General features: G+C 35.2%; 19 protein-coding genes. 10 read left to right on the top strand and 9 right to left on the bottom strand.

Annotated features, from left to right (window positions below; translation table 11 throughout):
• Positions 1-2 precede the first annotated feature (2 nt).
• The 5 genes from mutL to ICJ84_RS13700 form a co-directional block, all read right to left on the bottom strand.
• A complete protein-coding gene (gene mutL / locus ICJ84_RS13720; protein WP_188216985.1) occupies positions 3-2,015 on the bottom strand; it encodes a DNA mismatch repair endonuclease MutL in 2,013 nt (670 codons plus the stop codon).
• Between the two features lie 3 nt (positions 2,016-2,018).
• On the bottom strand, positions 2,019-2,303 hold the full coding sequence (locus ICJ84_RS13715) for a riboflavin synthase subunit beta (protein ID WP_188216984.1): 285 nt from the start codon (positions 2,301-2,303) through the stop codon (positions 2,019-2,021).
• A 17-nt stretch (positions 2,304-2,320) separates the two neighbouring features.
• A complete protein-coding gene (locus ICJ84_RS13710; RefSeq protein WP_188216983.1) occupies positions 2,321-2,575 on the bottom strand; it encodes a hypothetical protein in 255 nt (84 codons plus the stop codon).
• Positions 2,576-2,725: 150 nt separating this feature from the next.
• Complete coding sequence (ribH, locus tag ICJ84_RS13705) at positions 2,726-3,211, bottom strand: 6,7-dimethyl-8-ribityllumazine synthase (RefSeq protein ID WP_188216982.1); 486 nt, start codon at positions 3,209-3,211, stop codon at positions 2,726-2,728.
• Between the two features lie 3 nt (positions 3,212-3,214).
• Complete coding sequence (locus tag ICJ84_RS13700) at positions 3,215-3,985, bottom strand: tetratricopeptide repeat protein (protein ID WP_188216981.1); 771 nt, start codon at positions 3,983-3,985, stop codon at positions 3,215-3,217.
• A gap of 140 nt (positions 3,986-4,125) precedes the next feature.
• Between ICJ84_RS13700 and recF the strand changes: the two genes are divergently transcribed.
• The 5 genes from recF (at position 4,126) to ICJ84_RS13675 (ending at position 6,863) form a co-directional block, all read left to right on the top strand.
• A complete protein-coding gene (recF, locus tag ICJ84_RS13695) occupies positions 4,126-5,205 on the top strand; it encodes a DNA replication/repair protein RecF (protein WP_188216980.1) in 1,080 nt (359 codons plus the stop codon).
• Positions 5,206-5,210: 5 nt separating this feature from the next.
• Positions 5,211-5,891 (top strand): 2'-5' RNA ligase family protein, encoded by a 681-nt coding sequence (locus ICJ84_RS13690; protein WP_188216979.1) that lies wholly within the window; start codon positions 5,211-5,213, stop codon positions 5,889-5,891.
• A 38-nt stretch (positions 5,892-5,929) separates the two neighbouring features.
• Positions 5,930-6,226 carry a DUF721 domain-containing protein gene (locus ICJ84_RS13685; RefSeq protein WP_188216978.1) on the top strand — a complete coding sequence of 99 codons (297 nt, stop codon included), beginning with the start codon at positions 5,930-5,932 and terminating at the stop codon, positions 6,224-6,226.
• A 98-nt stretch (positions 6,227-6,324) separates the two neighbouring features.
• Positions 6,325-6,516, top strand: a complete 192-nt coding sequence (locus ICJ84_RS13680; RefSeq protein ID WP_188216977.1) for a cold-shock protein — start codon at positions 6,325-6,327, stop codon at positions 6,514-6,516.
• Positions 6,517-6,671: 155 nt separating this feature from the next.
• The gene (locus ICJ84_RS13675; protein ID WP_188216976.1) at positions 6,672-6,863 is read left to right on the top strand and encodes a cold-shock protein; all 192 of its coding nucleotides are present in this window, start codon (positions 6,672-6,674) and stop codon (positions 6,861-6,863) included.
• Positions 6,864-6,943: 80 nt separating this feature from the next.
• Here ICJ84_RS13675 and ICJ84_RS13670 read toward each other — a convergent pair whose 3' ends face one another.
• Positions 6,944-7,363, bottom strand: a complete 420-nt coding sequence (locus ICJ84_RS13670; RefSeq protein ID WP_188216975.1) for a nucleoside-diphosphate kinase — start codon at positions 7,361-7,363, stop codon at positions 6,944-6,946.
• Positions 7,364-7,537: 174 nt separating this feature from the next.
• Between ICJ84_RS13670 and ICJ84_RS13665 the strand changes: the two genes are divergently transcribed.
• Genes ICJ84_RS13665 through ICJ84_RS13645 form a run of 5 tightly spaced genes read left to right on the top strand, consistent with a single transcriptional unit; the run spans position 7,538 to position 11,743 of the window.
• Positions 7,538-8,557, top strand: a complete 1,020-nt coding sequence (locus tag ICJ84_RS13665) for a DHH family phosphoesterase (protein ID WP_188216974.1) — start codon at positions 7,538-7,540, stop codon at positions 8,555-8,557.
• Positions 8,550-9,095, top strand: a complete 546-nt coding sequence (gene gldI / locus ICJ84_RS13660) for a gliding motility-associated peptidyl-prolyl isomerase GldI (RefSeq protein ID WP_188216973.1) — start codon at positions 8,550-8,552, stop codon at positions 9,093-9,095. The genes ICJ84_RS13665 and gldI overlap by 8 nt, the downstream gene beginning before the upstream one ends.
• A 57-nt stretch (positions 9,096-9,152) precedes the next feature.
• A complete protein-coding gene (locus ICJ84_RS13655; protein WP_188216972.1) occupies positions 9,153-10,280 on the top strand; it encodes a peptidylprolyl isomerase in 1,128 nt (375 codons plus the stop codon).
• Between the two features lie 37 nt (positions 10,281-10,317).
• A complete protein-coding gene (gene lgt, locus ICJ84_RS13650) occupies positions 10,318-11,247 on the top strand; it encodes a prolipoprotein diacylglyceryl transferase (RefSeq protein ID WP_188216971.1) in 930 nt (309 codons plus the stop codon).
• Position 11,248: 1 nt separating this feature from the next.
• Positions 11,249-11,743 (top strand): DUF192 domain-containing protein, encoded by a 495-nt coding sequence (locus tag ICJ84_RS13645; RefSeq protein ID WP_188216970.1) that lies wholly within the window; start codon positions 11,249-11,251, stop codon positions 11,741-11,743.
• Here ICJ84_RS13645 and ICJ84_RS13640 read toward each other — a convergent pair.
• The 3 genes from ICJ84_RS13640 to ICJ84_RS13630 all read right to left on the bottom strand — a co-directional run bounded on the left by ICJ84_RS13640 (position 11,740) and on the right by ICJ84_RS13630 (position 15,936).
• The gene (locus tag ICJ84_RS13640; protein ID WP_188216969.1) at positions 11,740-14,118 is read right to left on the bottom strand and encodes a TonB-dependent receptor domain-containing protein; all 2,379 of its coding nucleotides are present in this window, start codon (positions 14,116-14,118) and stop codon (positions 11,740-11,742) included. The two genes, ICJ84_RS13645 and ICJ84_RS13640, sit on opposite strands and share 4 nt — an antisense overlap.
• A gap of 66 nt (positions 14,119-14,184) precedes the next feature.
• Positions 14,185-14,628, bottom strand: a complete 444-nt coding sequence (locus ICJ84_RS13635; protein WP_188216968.1) for a GNAT family N-acetyltransferase — start codon at positions 14,626-14,628, stop codon at positions 14,185-14,187.
• Between the two features lie 12 nt (positions 14,629-14,640).
• Positions 14,641-15,936, bottom strand: a complete 1,296-nt coding sequence (locus ICJ84_RS13630) for a phosphoribosylamine--glycine ligase (RefSeq protein WP_188216967.1) — start codon at positions 15,934-15,936, stop codon at positions 14,641-14,643.
• Positions 15,937-16,062: the final 126 nt, after the last annotated feature.

The following is a 16,062-nucleotide window of genomic DNA, read 5'->3' as shown; positions in this document are numbered from 1 at the left end:
GTTTATATAAATTTTTTATCCAGCTCGTCAACACTCATCGTTATGAAGGTGGTGCGATTTGCTGGTGACACACTTGGTTCTTTACAGGCAAACAGCTGATTTACCAAGTGTTCTTGTTCTTCTTTTTCTAAAGCTTGCCCTGTTTTAATCGCTAAACTCTTAGCCATAGATTTTGCCATTAAATCGGTAGCGCTAAAGCTGCTATCCGGCACTTCATTTTCCACATCACTGATCAACTGTTCTAAAATGATAGACACCTCACTTTCAGGAACACTTACCGGAACACCAGTAATTTCCACCAATCCAGCTTGTATCTTTGCAAATATGAATCCGGTATGCTCTAAATCACTCTTTAAATCGCGAATAACCTGCATTTCCTGATTTGAAAAATGAAGCTGAAGCGGAAATAATAACTGCTGACTAACCACATTCCTTACCGTCATTTGACGTAAAAACTTCTCGTATAAGATACGTTGATGCGCTTTGTTTTGGTCTATTAGTAGCATCCCAGATTTTATAGTACTCACAATATATTTATTATGAAGCTGATAGGTGGTTTGCTTCTGCTCTACTTTATTTTCTTCAGAGAAGGCTGATATGGTTGTCTCCTCGGCTTCAAACTTAACCTGATTAAAACTTTGTGGCTGTTGTTGAGGACTTACAAATTCTGTATGCTGATTCGTCTCAACGTAAGTTTCATCATCCTCATAATATTCTTCCTCTTCATCTTGCTCGTCATGGTAAACATGTCCTAATTCCGATTCCGGTGATGGAATAAACTCTGAATTTGCTTTTTTATAAATATCCTTTTCAGAAATTCCAACACCTAAATCTCTGGAAAGACTTTCCCAAGACACAGCCTGATCACTCTTTTGAGCAATGGCTCTTACAATAGAATTAACTTCCTCTTTAAACGGGTTATAATCTCTATCAACCTCAATAGTTGGCGTTTTTACAGGCTTTTTCTCTAACTCGTAAGGCGTATCTAAACTCGCATCACGATCAAAATCTAAAACCGGTGCAATATTAAACTGACCCAAACTGTGCTTTACCGCCGAACGTAACAATGCATATAAGGTATGCTCGTCATCAAACTTAATCTCGGTTTTTGTCGGATGGATATTAATATCGATAGACTGCGGATCGAGTGTTAACTTTAAGAAATAACTCGGATGTGTTCCATTTCTTAACAAGCCATCAAAAGCCGCATTAATCGCGTGATTTAGGTAAGCACTTTTTATAAAACGATCGTTTACGAAGAAATACTGCTCGTTACGTGTCTTCTTGGCAAATTCTGGTTTCCCAACGAAGCCTGACACTTTTAAAACCTCTGTATCCTCTTCAACCGGAACTAATTTTTCATTGGTTCGGGCACCAAAAATATTAACGATACGCTGCCTATAATTCCCAATAGGCAAATTAAATGTTTCACTTCCATTGTTGTAAAAAGCGAAACTAATATCGGGATGTGCCAAAGCCACCCGATGGAACTCATCTAAAACATGGCGTAATTCAACGTTGTTCGACCTTAAAAAGTTTCGACGTGCCGGAATATTAAAAAACAGATTCTTAACCGATATTGAGGTTCCCGGAGGTGTTACCACCACATCCTGAGCGACAACTTTACTGCCTTCTATAAGAATTCCGGTTCCTACATCATCATCTTCCTGTCTGGTTCGTAACTCGACATGCGCAATGGCCGCAATACTGGCCAGCGCTTCACCACGAAACCCTTTTGTATGTAACTGAAATAAATCTTCTGCACTGCGAATCTTAGATGTCGCATGACGCTCGAAACTTAATCTAGCATCGGTAGCACTCATACCTTTACCATCGTCTATAACCTGTACAAGCGTTTTTCCGGCGTCTTTTATAATAAGTTTAATGGTTGTAGCACCAGCATCAATGGCGTTTTCTAACAACTCTTTTACAACAGAAGCGGGGCGTTGTACAACTTCTCCTGCAGCTATTTGATTTGCGACATGATCGGGTAAAAGTTGTATAATATCTGCCATGAATTATTTAAAAAATATGGATAAATCGAAATCGATGATAAATAAAAAGATAATAACAAGAATCGCAACAATTATTAAAATGCGCCGGTTTGCCTCATTATCTTCATTATTTTTTAAATCATCTAATGCGTTGATTAATTTTGTTTTTAGGCCAGTATTACCTCCCACCGTTTTTCTGTATTCGTCAAACTTATGCTTGATTTCAAAAGGATTACCTTCTTCTCCGCCATTAAAATAACGAGGGGTATAACTAAATTTTTTGTTTTTACGTGTTTTAAAAATGCCCATAATGTCTAAAGTTTAGGTTAATTGAATTTTGAATCTAGTAGGTACATACAAATCAATAACAATACCAAAATTAATAGTAATGTACGAATAGACATGGCGCCCTTTACTTTTCGCTTGGTGCTTCTGGTACGTTCCCATTTCGATATGAAATCATGATCTTTAGAAGACGTTGTACCAGACTTCTCCTCGGTTTCCTGTGAAAATCGAGGTTGATAACTAAAGGATTTATTTTTACGCTGATTAAACAAAATAGATGAATACTTATACTTCAAAAGTACTTAAAAATAGGCAGAATCAAGAAATAGTATTGCCAAAAATTGTTAACAGATATCGTCTCAAAATGTTCAAAAACAAAAGAGATGCTTAATCCTTTTACCGACCAAGCATCTCTTTTATTTTATTAAAAACTAATCTGCAGTCTTTTAGCTATTGTTTCGTAACTCAGCCATTTTAATTGCTGCAATAGCAGCTTCTGTTCCTTTATTACCGTGTTTACCACCTGAACGGTCGATAGCCTGTTGCATGGTATTGTCGGTAAGCACACAAAAAATCACCGGTGTTTCATGCATAACGTTTAAGTCTTTAATACCTTGCGTTACACCTTCACACACGAAATCGAAATGCTTGGTCTCCCCTTGAATTACACTTCCTATAACAATAACTGCACTCACAATTTGCTCCTGCATTTTTTTTGCGCCATAGATTAATTCAAAACTTCCCGGCACATTCCAACGAATTATATTTTCAGGCAATGCCCCATTATCTATAAGTGCATCGTAAGCCCCTTGATACAAGCCTTCTGTAATGGTATCATTCCATTCAGAAACAACAATCCCAAATCGAAATTTCTTCGCATTTGGGATTGTAGCTTTATCGTAATCTGATAAATTTTTATTTGCCGTAGCCATATATTATTTACTTGCCAATACCTGAGCTTTACCAATAAATACATCGATAGTTGCAGCCTCGGTAGAATTTGGATATTCTTCTTTAATTCTGTTAAAGTAATCTAACGCTTTACCTGCCTTACCTAATTCTAAAGCAATTGCTCCTGCTTTGTATAAGTACATTGGCGTTGTATACCCGTTATTTCTCATATTAGCAGCTTCTTCGTAGTAACCTAAAGCATCATCTTGTTGATTTAATTGTACGAATGCATCACCAATATTACCTTTTGCTAAAGGTGCTAAAATTTCATCATCACTTTTAAAATCACTTAAATACTCAATCGCATTTTTGTAATCTTTTAATCTTAAATAAGCTGTACCTGCATAATAGTGTGCTAAGTTAGCCGATGGTGTTCCGCTGTATTCTTCAATAATGTCTAACATACCATATTTACCTTCACCACCATTAAGCGCTAAGTTGAATAATGAATCCTTTTCTACACCGTTTACTGCCTGGTCGAAATATTTTTGCGCCTGAAACATATCGTTCATCGCATTTACTTGCTTAGGTTTTGCAATAAACTCGCTATAACCTAAATAACCTAATACAACAACCGCTACTGCACCAATAAACATGAAGATGTATTTCTGATTTTTCTCAACAAATTCTTCTGTTTTTGACGCCGTTTCATCTAACGTGTTAAAAACCTCTGCTGTTGTTGATTCTACTTCCTCTACTTCAATCTTTTCTTCCTTCGTTTTCGGTTTGTAACCTCTTTTGTTATATGTTGCCATGTATTTATTCTAAAGTTAATGCCACGCAAAAATATAATTTTTCTTCATATACAAAAGGTTATTTATTTGTATTTTTTCAATAATTTGCACCTCCTTTTAAAGAGTCGCGACTCCTTAACATGCTTTAAGCTACTTTTTATATGATTTTAAAATCACTTTCTCTATTAAATTATAAGAATTTCGAAAGCAAATCCTTCAATTTCAACGATAAAATCAATTGTATTGTTGGAAATAACGGTATTGGTAAAACCAATGTGCTCGATGCCATTTACCATTTATCCTTCGGAAAAAGTTATTTTAATCCGGTAGCAACACAAAATATTAAGCATGGTGAAGAGTTTTTTGTGGTGAATGGCGATTATGTGAAAGCCGATAAATCTGAAAAAATTACGGTTAGTTTAAAACGCGGTCAAAAAAAAGTGATTAAACGCAACGGAAAGATTTATGACAAGTTTAGCGACCATATTGGGTTTCTGCCTTTGGTAATTATTTCTCCCGCCGATCGCGACCTGATTGTTGAAGGTAGTGACACCCGTCGAAAATTTATTGATGGGGTTATTTCGCAAAGCGACAAAGGCTACTTAAACAACCTGATTAATTACAACAAAATCCTTGCTCAGCGTAATGCCTTATTAAAATACTTTGCATTAAATCACACCTTTAATAAGGAAACATTAGACATTTACAACCAACAGCTTAACGACTACGGCACACAAATTTTTGAGAAACGCAAAGCCTTTTTAGAAACCTTCATTCCTATTTTTAAAGCGCGTTATAAAGCCATTAGTAATGGTAACGAAAACGTTGAACTAGAGTACAACAGTGGTTTATTTGAAGATGATTTAAAGTCCCTTTTACAAAAATACATCAACAAAGACAAAGCTTTACAATACACCAGTGTAGGCATTCACAAGGATGATTTAAATTTTAATATTGAAGATCACCCGATAAAAAAATTCGGAAGTCAGGGGCAACAAAAATCGTTCTTAATAGCGCTTAAACTAGCACAATTCGATTTTATAAAAGCGCAAAGTGGCGTTAACCCCATTTTATTATTAGATGATGTTTTTGATAAACTTGATGAAAATCGCGTAACACAGATTATCAAACTGGTGGATGATGCTAACTTCGGACAAATTTTTATAAGTGACACACACGCCGAACGTACCGAGAATGCCGTAAAACAAGCCCATCAATCGTACGAAATTTTCAGACTTTAAAACCTATGAATCTTGAAGAACATTATACCACACTTTACAATACATCTATTGAAAAAATAAAAAACAACACTTACGACATCGATTCTTTAATAGAATCTGAAAATGACAACCGATTTGGCATCACCCTTTTATTACGACCTTCGGAAGCTGCTAAAACCAATATTCAACAGTTTCTTGATGAATTAAAGAGGATTGATTCTGATCAATATTACTACACTAATTCAGACATTCATATTACCGTCATGTCTATTATTTCGTGTTACAGCGGATTTCAACTAAACCAGATTAACATTCAGGATTATATTGAGGTTATCAAACAAAGCTTAATTGAATCCCCTAATATTCAAATTCATTTTAAAGGTTTAACCGCATCACCTTCCTGTATTATGCTACAAGGTTTTATGAACAATTCCGCCTTAAATGATATTCGTGATAATCTCAGAGAAAATTTTAAACATTCCACTTTAGAACAAAGTATAGATAAACGCTACACGATACAAACCGCACACGCCACTGTTGTCCGTTTTAAAAATAAATTAAAGCAAAAAGACCACTTCATAAAAACCATTGAACGCTTTAAAGATCACGATTTTGGATCCTTTAAAGTTGAAAGTTTAGAACTGGTTTACAACGACTGGTATCAAAAAGAAGCGCTTGTTGAAAAGTTATTTCAATTTGAACTTTAAAACATAGTACCTTTGCCACTTCTCAAGACTCCAAATTCATGGCAAAACGCAACAACGAACATATTAGCATCTCCGACGCTTTAAAAGAATTTGTAGAAACCAATAAATTAGAAAAAGGTTTAGATAAAGTTAATGTGGCCGATGCCTGGGCAGAACTTATGGGTAATGGTGTTAATAATTACACCCGATCGGTTAATTTAGAACGAGACACACTTTACGTGCAACTTAATTCCAGTGTTTTACGAGAAGAATTAAGCTATGGAAAAGAAAAGATTATAGCTATGATTAATGAGGCTCTCGGTAAAGAAATCGTTAAAAAATTGATTCTCAGATAATTTTAATTTAAAATAAAAATAATAAAAGCGCTTTATTTCTAACAAGCTGTACTTATTTACATTACCTTTGACCTTTAAATTTTTTATATACAAATACAATGAGTAAAGGTACAGTAAAATTCTTCAACGATTCAAAAGGTTTTGGTTTCATCGTTGAAGATGACAACAACAAAGAACATTTCGTACACATTTCTGGACTAGTCGATGAAATTCGTGAAGGTGATGTAGTTGAATTCGATCTACAAGAAGGTAGAAAAGGATTAAACGCCGTAAACGTAAAAGTAATCTAATACATATACTTTAACAATTACAATAAAAAGGCTATCAATAATTATTGATAGCCTTTTTTTGTGCGTAAAATTTTATCAAAAATTTTACGAAAAAAAAATAAACTTCAAAAAATTTTATACTACATTTAACTCAATTAATAACTAATATTTCAATTATGAGTACAGGAACAGTAAAATTCTTCAATGATTCTAAAGGATTTGGTTTCATTATCGAAGAAGGTTCAAAAAAAGAACATTTTGTTCACATTTCAGGTTTAATCGACGAAATTCGCGAAGGTGATGAAGTTGAATTTGAACTGAAAGAAGGTAAAAAAGGATTAAACGCAGTAAATGTAAAAGTAATTTAATATATACTATTTAATTTTTTTAAGACACAAAAAATCCCGCATCAGCGGGATTTTTCGTTTTATATAAGCCTCGTTTTTAATTAAAACTGCTCTCTTCCTGCGAAGTGGAACGCACCTTCAATAGCTGCATTCTCATCACTATCACTTCCGTGAACCGCATTTTCCGCAACAGAAGCAGCATATAATTTACGAATCGTTCCTTCAGCAGCATCAGCTGGGTTTGTAGCTCCAATTAAAGTTCTGAAATCTTCAACCGCATTTTCCTTTTCTAAAATAGCAGCTACGATAGGTCCGCGAGTCATAAACTCTACTAACTCACCGAAGAATGGACGCTCACTGTGAATTGCATAAAATGCTTCAGCATCCGCTTTGGTCATTTGCGTTAATTTCATTGCTACAATTCTAAATCCTGAAGCTGAAATTTTTTCTAATATTGCGCCAATGTGTCCGTTTTCAACTGCATCTGGCTTTAGCATTGTAAATGTTCTATTTGTTGCCATTTTTAATTTTTAGTGTTTTTCTGTTTTTGTTCCATCTAAAAGCATTCTTACAAACGTAAATACATTTCCAAAACCACTTCACAATGGAGCTCTTTTAATTTTGCTGCAAAAGTACGCTATTTATCAATAAAAACAAGCCGATGTAATTTTAAAAAAATTGTATCTTCGTCATCTATGAAAAATGAAGAAATAACAAGCATAAAGCAACTATTATCTACTGAAAAAAAGATAGTTATTGTCCCTCATAAAAACCCCGATGGAGACGCCATCGGATCAACATTAGGCCTTTATCATTATCTACTAAAAGGCAAACATCAAGTTCATGTTATCGCCCCAAACGATTATCCGCATTTTTTAAAATGGATGCCAGGTGAAGCCAACATCTTAAAATACGATGCACAAACCAAAGAATCTGATGTTCTAATAAGTGATGCCGATATTATTTTTACTCTGGATTTCAATGCGCTGAACCGTGCCGGAAATATGGAAACGGCTTTAGCTCAAAGTACCGGAATTAAAATCATGATCGATCATCATCAAACTCCAGATGATTACGCACTTTATACCTATAGCGATGTCAACATGAGTTCAACCTGCGAAATGGTATACCTTTTTATCGCTATGTTAGGAGATACAACTTTAATTGATGCCGATATTGCTTCTTGCTTATATGCCGGTATTATGACCGATACCGGGTCGTTCCGTTTTCCTTCAACAACGAGTCAAACGCACAGAATAATAGCTGATTTAATTGATAAAGGTGCTAACAATTCTCAAATACACAATAACATTTACGACACCAATAGCTACCAGCGTTTGCAATTATTGGGTTGTGCATTAACGAATTTAAACGTTCTACCAGAACATCGCGCGGCATATATCACGCTCTCTCAGGAAGAACTAAATAAATATGATTACAAAAAAGGAGACACCGAAGGTATTGTTAATTACGGATTGTCGTTAGATAATATCGTGTTAGCTGCTATTTTTATTGAAGACAAACAGGAAGGCATTGTTAAAATATCTTTGCGTTCAAAAGGTGACTTCTCGGTAAACGACATGTCGCGATCACATTTTAATGGTGGCGGACATATCAATGCTGCTGGTGGTCGAAGTGAATTATCACTAAACGATACCGTTGAAAAATTTATTAGTATATTGCCTAGTTATAATAAAGCCCTGAATAATGAATAAATTTTTAACTCTGGCCTTAATTGCATTCACGTTTGCTTGCAAATCTCCGGAAGCAAGACGACCTATTTCTGTAAAATCGGGCTCGTTTATTGACGCTTCGGTAGAGCGCAATAAAAAACTAAATGCAAGGGAACAAGCACTTATAGAAAAGTTCATGACTCAAAAACAAGAGAATGACTATATTGCTTCAGAAAGCGGATTCTGGTATTTTTATAATACCAAAACAGACATCGATTCGTTACAAACTCCTGCTTTTGGTGATATTGTTAACTACGATTACGATGTTAAAACCTTAAATGGCAGCACGATTTACTCTTTCGCTGAACTTAAAACACGTACGTATACAATAGATAAAGAAGAACTTTTTACAGGATTACGCGAAGGGCTAAAACTAATGAAAGCTGGTGAAACCGTTACCTTTCTATTTCCATCACAAAAAGCTTACGGCTATTATGGCGACGAAAATAAAATTGGAAGCAATACACCTTTAATGTGTAAAGTCACTTTAAATTCTATCACAAAAACCAAAGACGACTAGTTTTGAAACAAAAGCATAAAAAATCAACTATTCCCTATTAAACATTTAGAATACCACATGAATCCCTTAAAAATTTCAATTAAATTACTTTTCATTGTTACCCTGATTACCAATTTAACCTCTTGCAAAGCGCAATACCCGGAACTTGAAGATGGTATGTATGCCGAGTTTGTAACAAGTAAAGGTATTATGGTTGCGAAACTGGCTTACGATAAGACTCCGGTAACGGTTGCTAATTTCGTCTCGCTAGCTGAAGGCACAAATACAATGGTTGATAAACAATTTAAAGGAAAAAAGTTTTATAATGGCACAACCTTTCATCGGGTTATAGACAGCTTTATGATTCAGGGAGGCGATCCTTACGGGAACGGATCTGGTGGACCAGGTTATAAATTTTCAGATGAATTTTCTCCGGAATTAAAACACGACAAAGCTGGTATTTTGTCTATGGCTAATTCAGGACCAAACACCAATGGTAGTCAATTTTTCATCACCGACAAGCCTACACCATTCTTAGATAATAAGCATTCTGTTTTTGGTGAACTGGTTATTGGTTTAGATGTTGAAGACAGTATTTCGAAAGTAAAAACTGGAATGATGGACGCGCCAATTGATACGGTTTATATTAAAGAATTGAACATCATTAGAAAAGGTAAAGAAGCGAAACGCTTTGATGCTCCTGATATTTTCGTTAATCATTTTATTGAAGCTGAACGTCTGGAAAAAGAAAAAGCAGCTAAAATGGAAGCTTTATTAAAAGAAACCAAAGAAAGATTTGAACAACAAAAAGCTGAAGCAACCACCTTACCTTCAGGTTTAAAATACTATATCAGCAAAAAAGGTGATGGTAATAAACTACCGTCAACCGCCATAATACTCACTGATTATAGCCTATACATGGAAGATGGAAAGCTTTTCGACACAAGTAAATTAGAACTTGCTGAGGCCCACGAAATAGTTAATCCAGGGAAACGCGATGCCGGAATGTATCGCCCAATTGAAGCTGAAATTAGTCCGGATGCTCGTATGATTCCAGGTTTCAAAGAAGGTTTACAACAATTAAGCGTTGGTGATAAAGCGACCCTATTTATTCCGTATCACTTAGGCTATGGCGAAATGGGAAATCGTGGTATTCCACCGCGTGCCAACTTAATTTTTGAAGTTGAAATTATAGAGGCACTTTAAAGTAAGATAAACATACATATTTAAAAAAATAAAACTTATGTACCTATTAAAATTTGATTGGAACCCTATAACAGGTATCGATATCATTGGAAATTTTAAACTACACTTTTATAGCTTAATGTGGGTTACGGCCTTTGTTCTAGGGTGGTTTATTATGAAACGTATTTTCACTAAAGAAAAAGTGTCTTTAGAATATTTAGACCCATTATTCATTTATACCGTTTTAGCCACCATGATTGGTGCGCGTTTAGGACATGTTTTATTTTATCAGTCTGAATTAATTTCAGAAGACTTTTTTAGCATCTTTTTACCTTTCCGATTTAAAGGTGGTATTGAATTTACAGGATTTCAAGGTTTAGCTAGCCACGGTGCCGCCATTGGAATTATTGTTGGCATGTACTTGTATCGTAAAAAATACAATTACAAATCCTTACTATGGATTTTAGACCGCGTCGTAATTTCTGTTGCTTCAGGTGCCGTATTCATTAGAATTGGAAACTTTATCAATTCGGAAATTATAGGAAAGGTTACCGATTCCGCTTTTGGTGTACGTTTTATTCAGGATCAGTATTACAAGAGTCAGATTGTACAGTTAACCGGCATCAAAGATGTTCAGGAAGCCTATAATGCCGTGACTAGTAATCCGCAGTTTCAAAACTTATTAGACGTTGTACCTTACAGACATCCGGCACAATTATACGAATCATTCTGCTACGTTTTTGTATTTTTAATTTTATGGTATTTCTACTCTAAAACCACTAAAAAAGATCAAACCGGGTTTTTATTCGGATTGTTTTTAATCCTGTTATGGACCATTAGATTCTTTGTGGAATTTGTAAAAGAACCTCAAGGCGACGAATACATCAACTGGTTCGGATTAAATACCGGACAATGGTTAAGCATTCCGTTTATACTTATCGGGCTGTATTTCATGTTTGTTTACAAACCAAAACAACCTGTATTATAACATGATGTTTAATCGTTTTAAATTATGTTATCTGTGTTTTGCAGCCTGTTTAGCGTTAAGCCTTACAGGTTGCAAAGAGGATAAAAAAGTTGTAAAACAAACCCAAGTTCAATTCTCCAAAGAAGGCGAACTTACCATTTTTAAAGCCGATTCTACTCAGGTCTATCTAGATATTGAAATCGCCGATACCGAATTTGATCGCGAGACCGGCCTAATGTATAGAGATGCCATGAAACCCAAACAAGGCATGCTTTTTATTTTTGATGATGTTCAAGAGCGTTATTTCTATATGAAAAACACGAGAATTTCATTAGACATTATTTACATTGGTGATGATAACAAAATTGTGAGTTTTCAGAAAAATGCCAAACCTTTTGATGAATCATCATTACCATCAAACCTGCCAGCAAAATATGTATTAGAAGTTAATGCAGGTCTAGCAGACCAATGGAGGCTTTCTGTTAACGATAGTATTAGTTTTGTAAAAACACCTTAATAATGTCGTCTGCCTCCGGAATATTCCATAGCTTCTCCTTTACCAAAACCATAGCTAAAACCAAATGTAACAAAGCGACCACGTGCATTTTTACTATAAGCCAAAAAAGTATTTTGGGTAGTAAATCTCTCATCGATTCTTGAAGCAAAAACATCGCGAACTCCTACATTTAAAACACCTCTGCCTTTCAGTATTTTTTTCCGAAGGCCTAAATCTAAAAACAGCATATCGCTCACTACACTTTGTACGGTTTTATATTTGGACTGATAATTTCCAGTTGCTTCAAAATCTATATCAGCAGGCAATTTAAATTTCCCCATTAACTTGGAAGTCCACTGATTTCCTTTAAAATCGAACACCTGAGCTTCAAAACTTCCATCACGTTTAAAGGTATTATAATTAAAATCGGCATTAAGTGTTAACCAATTTATCGGGCTATACTTGGTATTAAACTCAATTCCGTAAGTACTGTTCGCCCCAATATTCTCGGGTCTTGTTATGTTTACATTATCTTTGGAAGTTGTAATACGTTCAATCACATCGGTGGTGTAGCGATGATACACTCCAAAATTAAGCGATGTTTTTCCGATATCGAAAATACTGGTCAATTCGTACGAATCTGTAAATTCAGGCATTAGGTTAGGATTCCCTTGACGAATGCTAAAACTATTCCTTATATTAAAAAACGGATTTAAATCCCATAATCGTGGGCGGTAAATGCGCTTAGAATACCCGGCTTGCAAAGAAACCATATCTGATACTTTATATGATGTATGTACACTTGGAAACAGATTTAAATAATTTTGATTATTTGCTTCATTAGTATTTGCCAATAAAGTCTTCAAATCGGTTTGTTCTACCCTAAGTCCTGTTTTCAATCCCCATTTCGCTCCCTCAAAAGACCCTGTTGCATAAATCCCAAAAACATTCTGATTGTAATTAAAAATATTGGTAAGCCCTTCGTCCGTCACAAAATTTCCATCAACAAAGTTCTCCACTTCATAATCGTTACTTACATCATTTATTACATATTGAGCACCGGTTTCCAGACGCCATTGTTCTGAAAATGGTTTAGTATAATCTAACTTAAATGTGTACGTGTAATCACTAAAATCGGCTCGAGTGCGTTGAACGGCATCTCGATTTTCACCCGAAACCGTAACATCATTAAATAAAGAAGATTGGTCTTTGGCAAATGACTGCCCTAGAGCACTAAACAATAAATCGTGATCTTCATGATCGTCAAAATCCCTTTTATATTGAAGCTCATACTGCCATTTAGGATTAGTTGCTTCAGTTACTTCGGTTCGCTCCCATTGGGATACTAAACTGTTATTCTCATCAAACAACTTAAACAGATTATTTGAAGGTTGATCTTCTACCTCATAAGCAAAATTTCCAGAAAGCGTTACCACATTATTGGGATCGATATAATAATCGGTTCCTAAAATGATATTATAAAACTTTTCATTTCTGTATTCGTTTCCTGAATTCATCAGGTCGGTATTATTAATCAGATCTGTATTAATATTCTCCCCTTCGTTAGGATTACTTCGTCGGCCAATACCCAGTTGTGTAAATAAATTAAACTTTTCCGAACGTCGGTTTAAACTCAATCCGATACTGTGATTATCTGGAACTCCAGAATTTAGACTTAAAGAACCGTTCAAACCTTTACGCTCCTCTTTTTTAATAATGATATTTATAATACCTGAAGTTCCCTCGGCATCATATTTTGCAGATGGGTTTGTTATAACTTCAATACTTTCAATCATATCGGCAGTAATACTTCCCAGCGCCCCACCTTCGCCGGTAAGAATAGAAGGTTTTCCATTAATTAAAATCTGTACACCACTACTCCCTCGTAAACTTATAATCCCCTCTATATTTACACTAACCGAAGGCACATTATTGAGGACTTCCAAAGCACTCATACCTGTACTGGAAATATCTTTACCCACATTAAAAACACGCCTATCTAATTTAAATTCAGTTCTGGACGTTTCTGCCTTCACTACCACTTCGTCTAACTGCGAAGCATCCTCCTGAAGTTCAATGGTTCCCAGATTAATGGTATTATTTTTTAAATTGAATTGTTCAATAGTTTTCGATAGAAACCCTATAAAACTTACTTCTATATAAAACTTTGATGCTTTGGTGTTAAGAGAAAAACTACCATCCTCAGTAGTTATAGCACCTGCAATAGCTTGTTTAGTATCAAGACTGGCAACTACAATGGTAGCATAGGACAATGGTTGCTTACTAACTTCATCAACAACAACGCCTTTTATTTCAATGTTTTGTGAGGCCCCCTTTAACCCTTGAAATAATACGAATACAAAAAGAATATATATTGAAACTGTCTTAAAACTCATTTTTTAAACCTGTTATTAAAAGTTGCAAGTTAAATTAAAGTGCCCACTTTTTAATAAATCTCAGGTTTAATTTGGGTAAATGTATAAACCTTCCTCTTGTTCGCCATGATCTAAAGTCTTTACATATCGGAAACCATTTTTAACATAAAAATGGTGCAGGTTTATGTCTTCTATGGTTAACCAAAACTTGCCATGCATATAAGTATCTTTCAAACTATTCAACCATAAAGAGCCTAAATTCTGACCTCGTTTTGATTCTAAAACATAAATGAACCCCAAATATTTGTAACCGGTATCAAACCAAAAATCAGCTTGCTGTTTAGCATATAGCATATCTGGCGGACATTCAGAAAAGACTAAACCTCCGGCTATAATATCATCTTCTTCTTTTAAAACAAAACATTCGGTTGAAGCTTTGTAATCATCCCAAAACGGCAGTATACTTTCCTGCCAATCCAAGGGAAGGATTGAAAAAAAGGATTCTACCTCGAAACACTTCTCAAAATTCATAACCCTATAACATTAAAGTAATCCCCAAGACCATAATTTATCGGAGTCTTCAGTCCAACGGTCACCAATATCAGTGCGGTAATAGCCATTATTGATAATTACGTTATGTATACGGTTATACATCATTTTCTGAGCATCTTTCATGGTATTGCCAACACCGGTTACCAAAACGGCTATGCCTGTATTTCCTGTAATGAGCCATTCGTCGTTTACCTTTTTTAAATGCATCGGATGCACGCCTTCTTTTCCATTCTTTTTAAACACGACTACCGCATCTTTAGAGAATAAATTAAACGTTTTTTTATCGTCGTAAGGAAATGGTGGCACCACAATAAAAGCGCCTACCTGAAAACCTTTCTTCGTGTTGATTTTAAACTTTTGCTTGGTCACCAATTTATAAAATAACTCCCCTATGGGTTCATTAATTCCGGCGCGTTGAATTAACACCTGCGGATACCCAAAACGCGAAGTAAACTCCAATGGATAAATGCCATTTCCATTCACGATACAATTGATATCGATATGTCCAATAAAATGATGCTTGGCTAACGTATGCTGAAATTTAAGCAAAGTCGCTTCAAAAATTGGAGAATCTTTAACCCAAAACATACTGGTTCCCATTTCTCCTGTTGAAACACCAAGCTCTTTAGGGAATAACTTTTTATGCTCGAAAGTGATATTTATCGGATAGATAAACTCATTCCCATTAAAAAACGCCGCGATTGATATTTCAACACCCTTAACTTTTCGCTGAAGCTGAAAATTTCCGAAGTTGTTTCCCCAAGATTTCTCATAAGCTTTTAACACTCGAATCACGTCGAGGCCTTCTTCATCACTTCCCACAAACAACAATTGTTTGAGTTCTTGAGTTTCTCCACAAGGTTTCAACACATACGAACTCGGGTGGGTTTCTATATAATGAATAGCGTCGTTAAACGTGGTAAACTCCTTTGAAGGAATCACTTTTATTTTATGCTTCTTTAATTCGGCCTGACCAAAATTCCTATCTAATTCCAAATTATCTGTATACTCGGTTCCTCCTAAAACCAATTTGCCTTTGGCTCTTAATGCACTGGCAATTTTTCCATAACCTGTATAATCGAATACGATAACATCGGCCCAATCAACATGCTTTTCCCATTGTGCTGCTTTGGGCACAAAACCATAACCGATTTCTTTAGACGCTTTGTCTTCTATGTATAATTTTACGGCGTGACCTTCTAAGTAAATTGTGTTAGCAATGTCCAGAGACTCGCCCCAACGCGAAACAAAAAGAAACTTTTTTCGCGACTGTGTCTGGGTTTTCACCTAAACAGTTTGAAGTATTAATTGATAATTCATCACAGATAAATTTTAAGCAAATGTATATAAATAACATATCAGTTGTATACAGCCTTCAACGAGAAATTATGTTAAATTTTAAGCATAAAAAAA

This window comes from Aestuariibaculum suncheonense (assembly GCF_014596935.1).
GTDB classification, from domain to species: domain Bacteria; phylum Bacteroidota; class Bacteroidia; order Flavobacteriales; family Flavobacteriaceae; genus Aestuariibaculum; species Aestuariibaculum suncheonense.
Note: the sequence above shows the minus strand (reverse complement) of the source record. Positions and strands in the feature narration are given on the sequence as shown.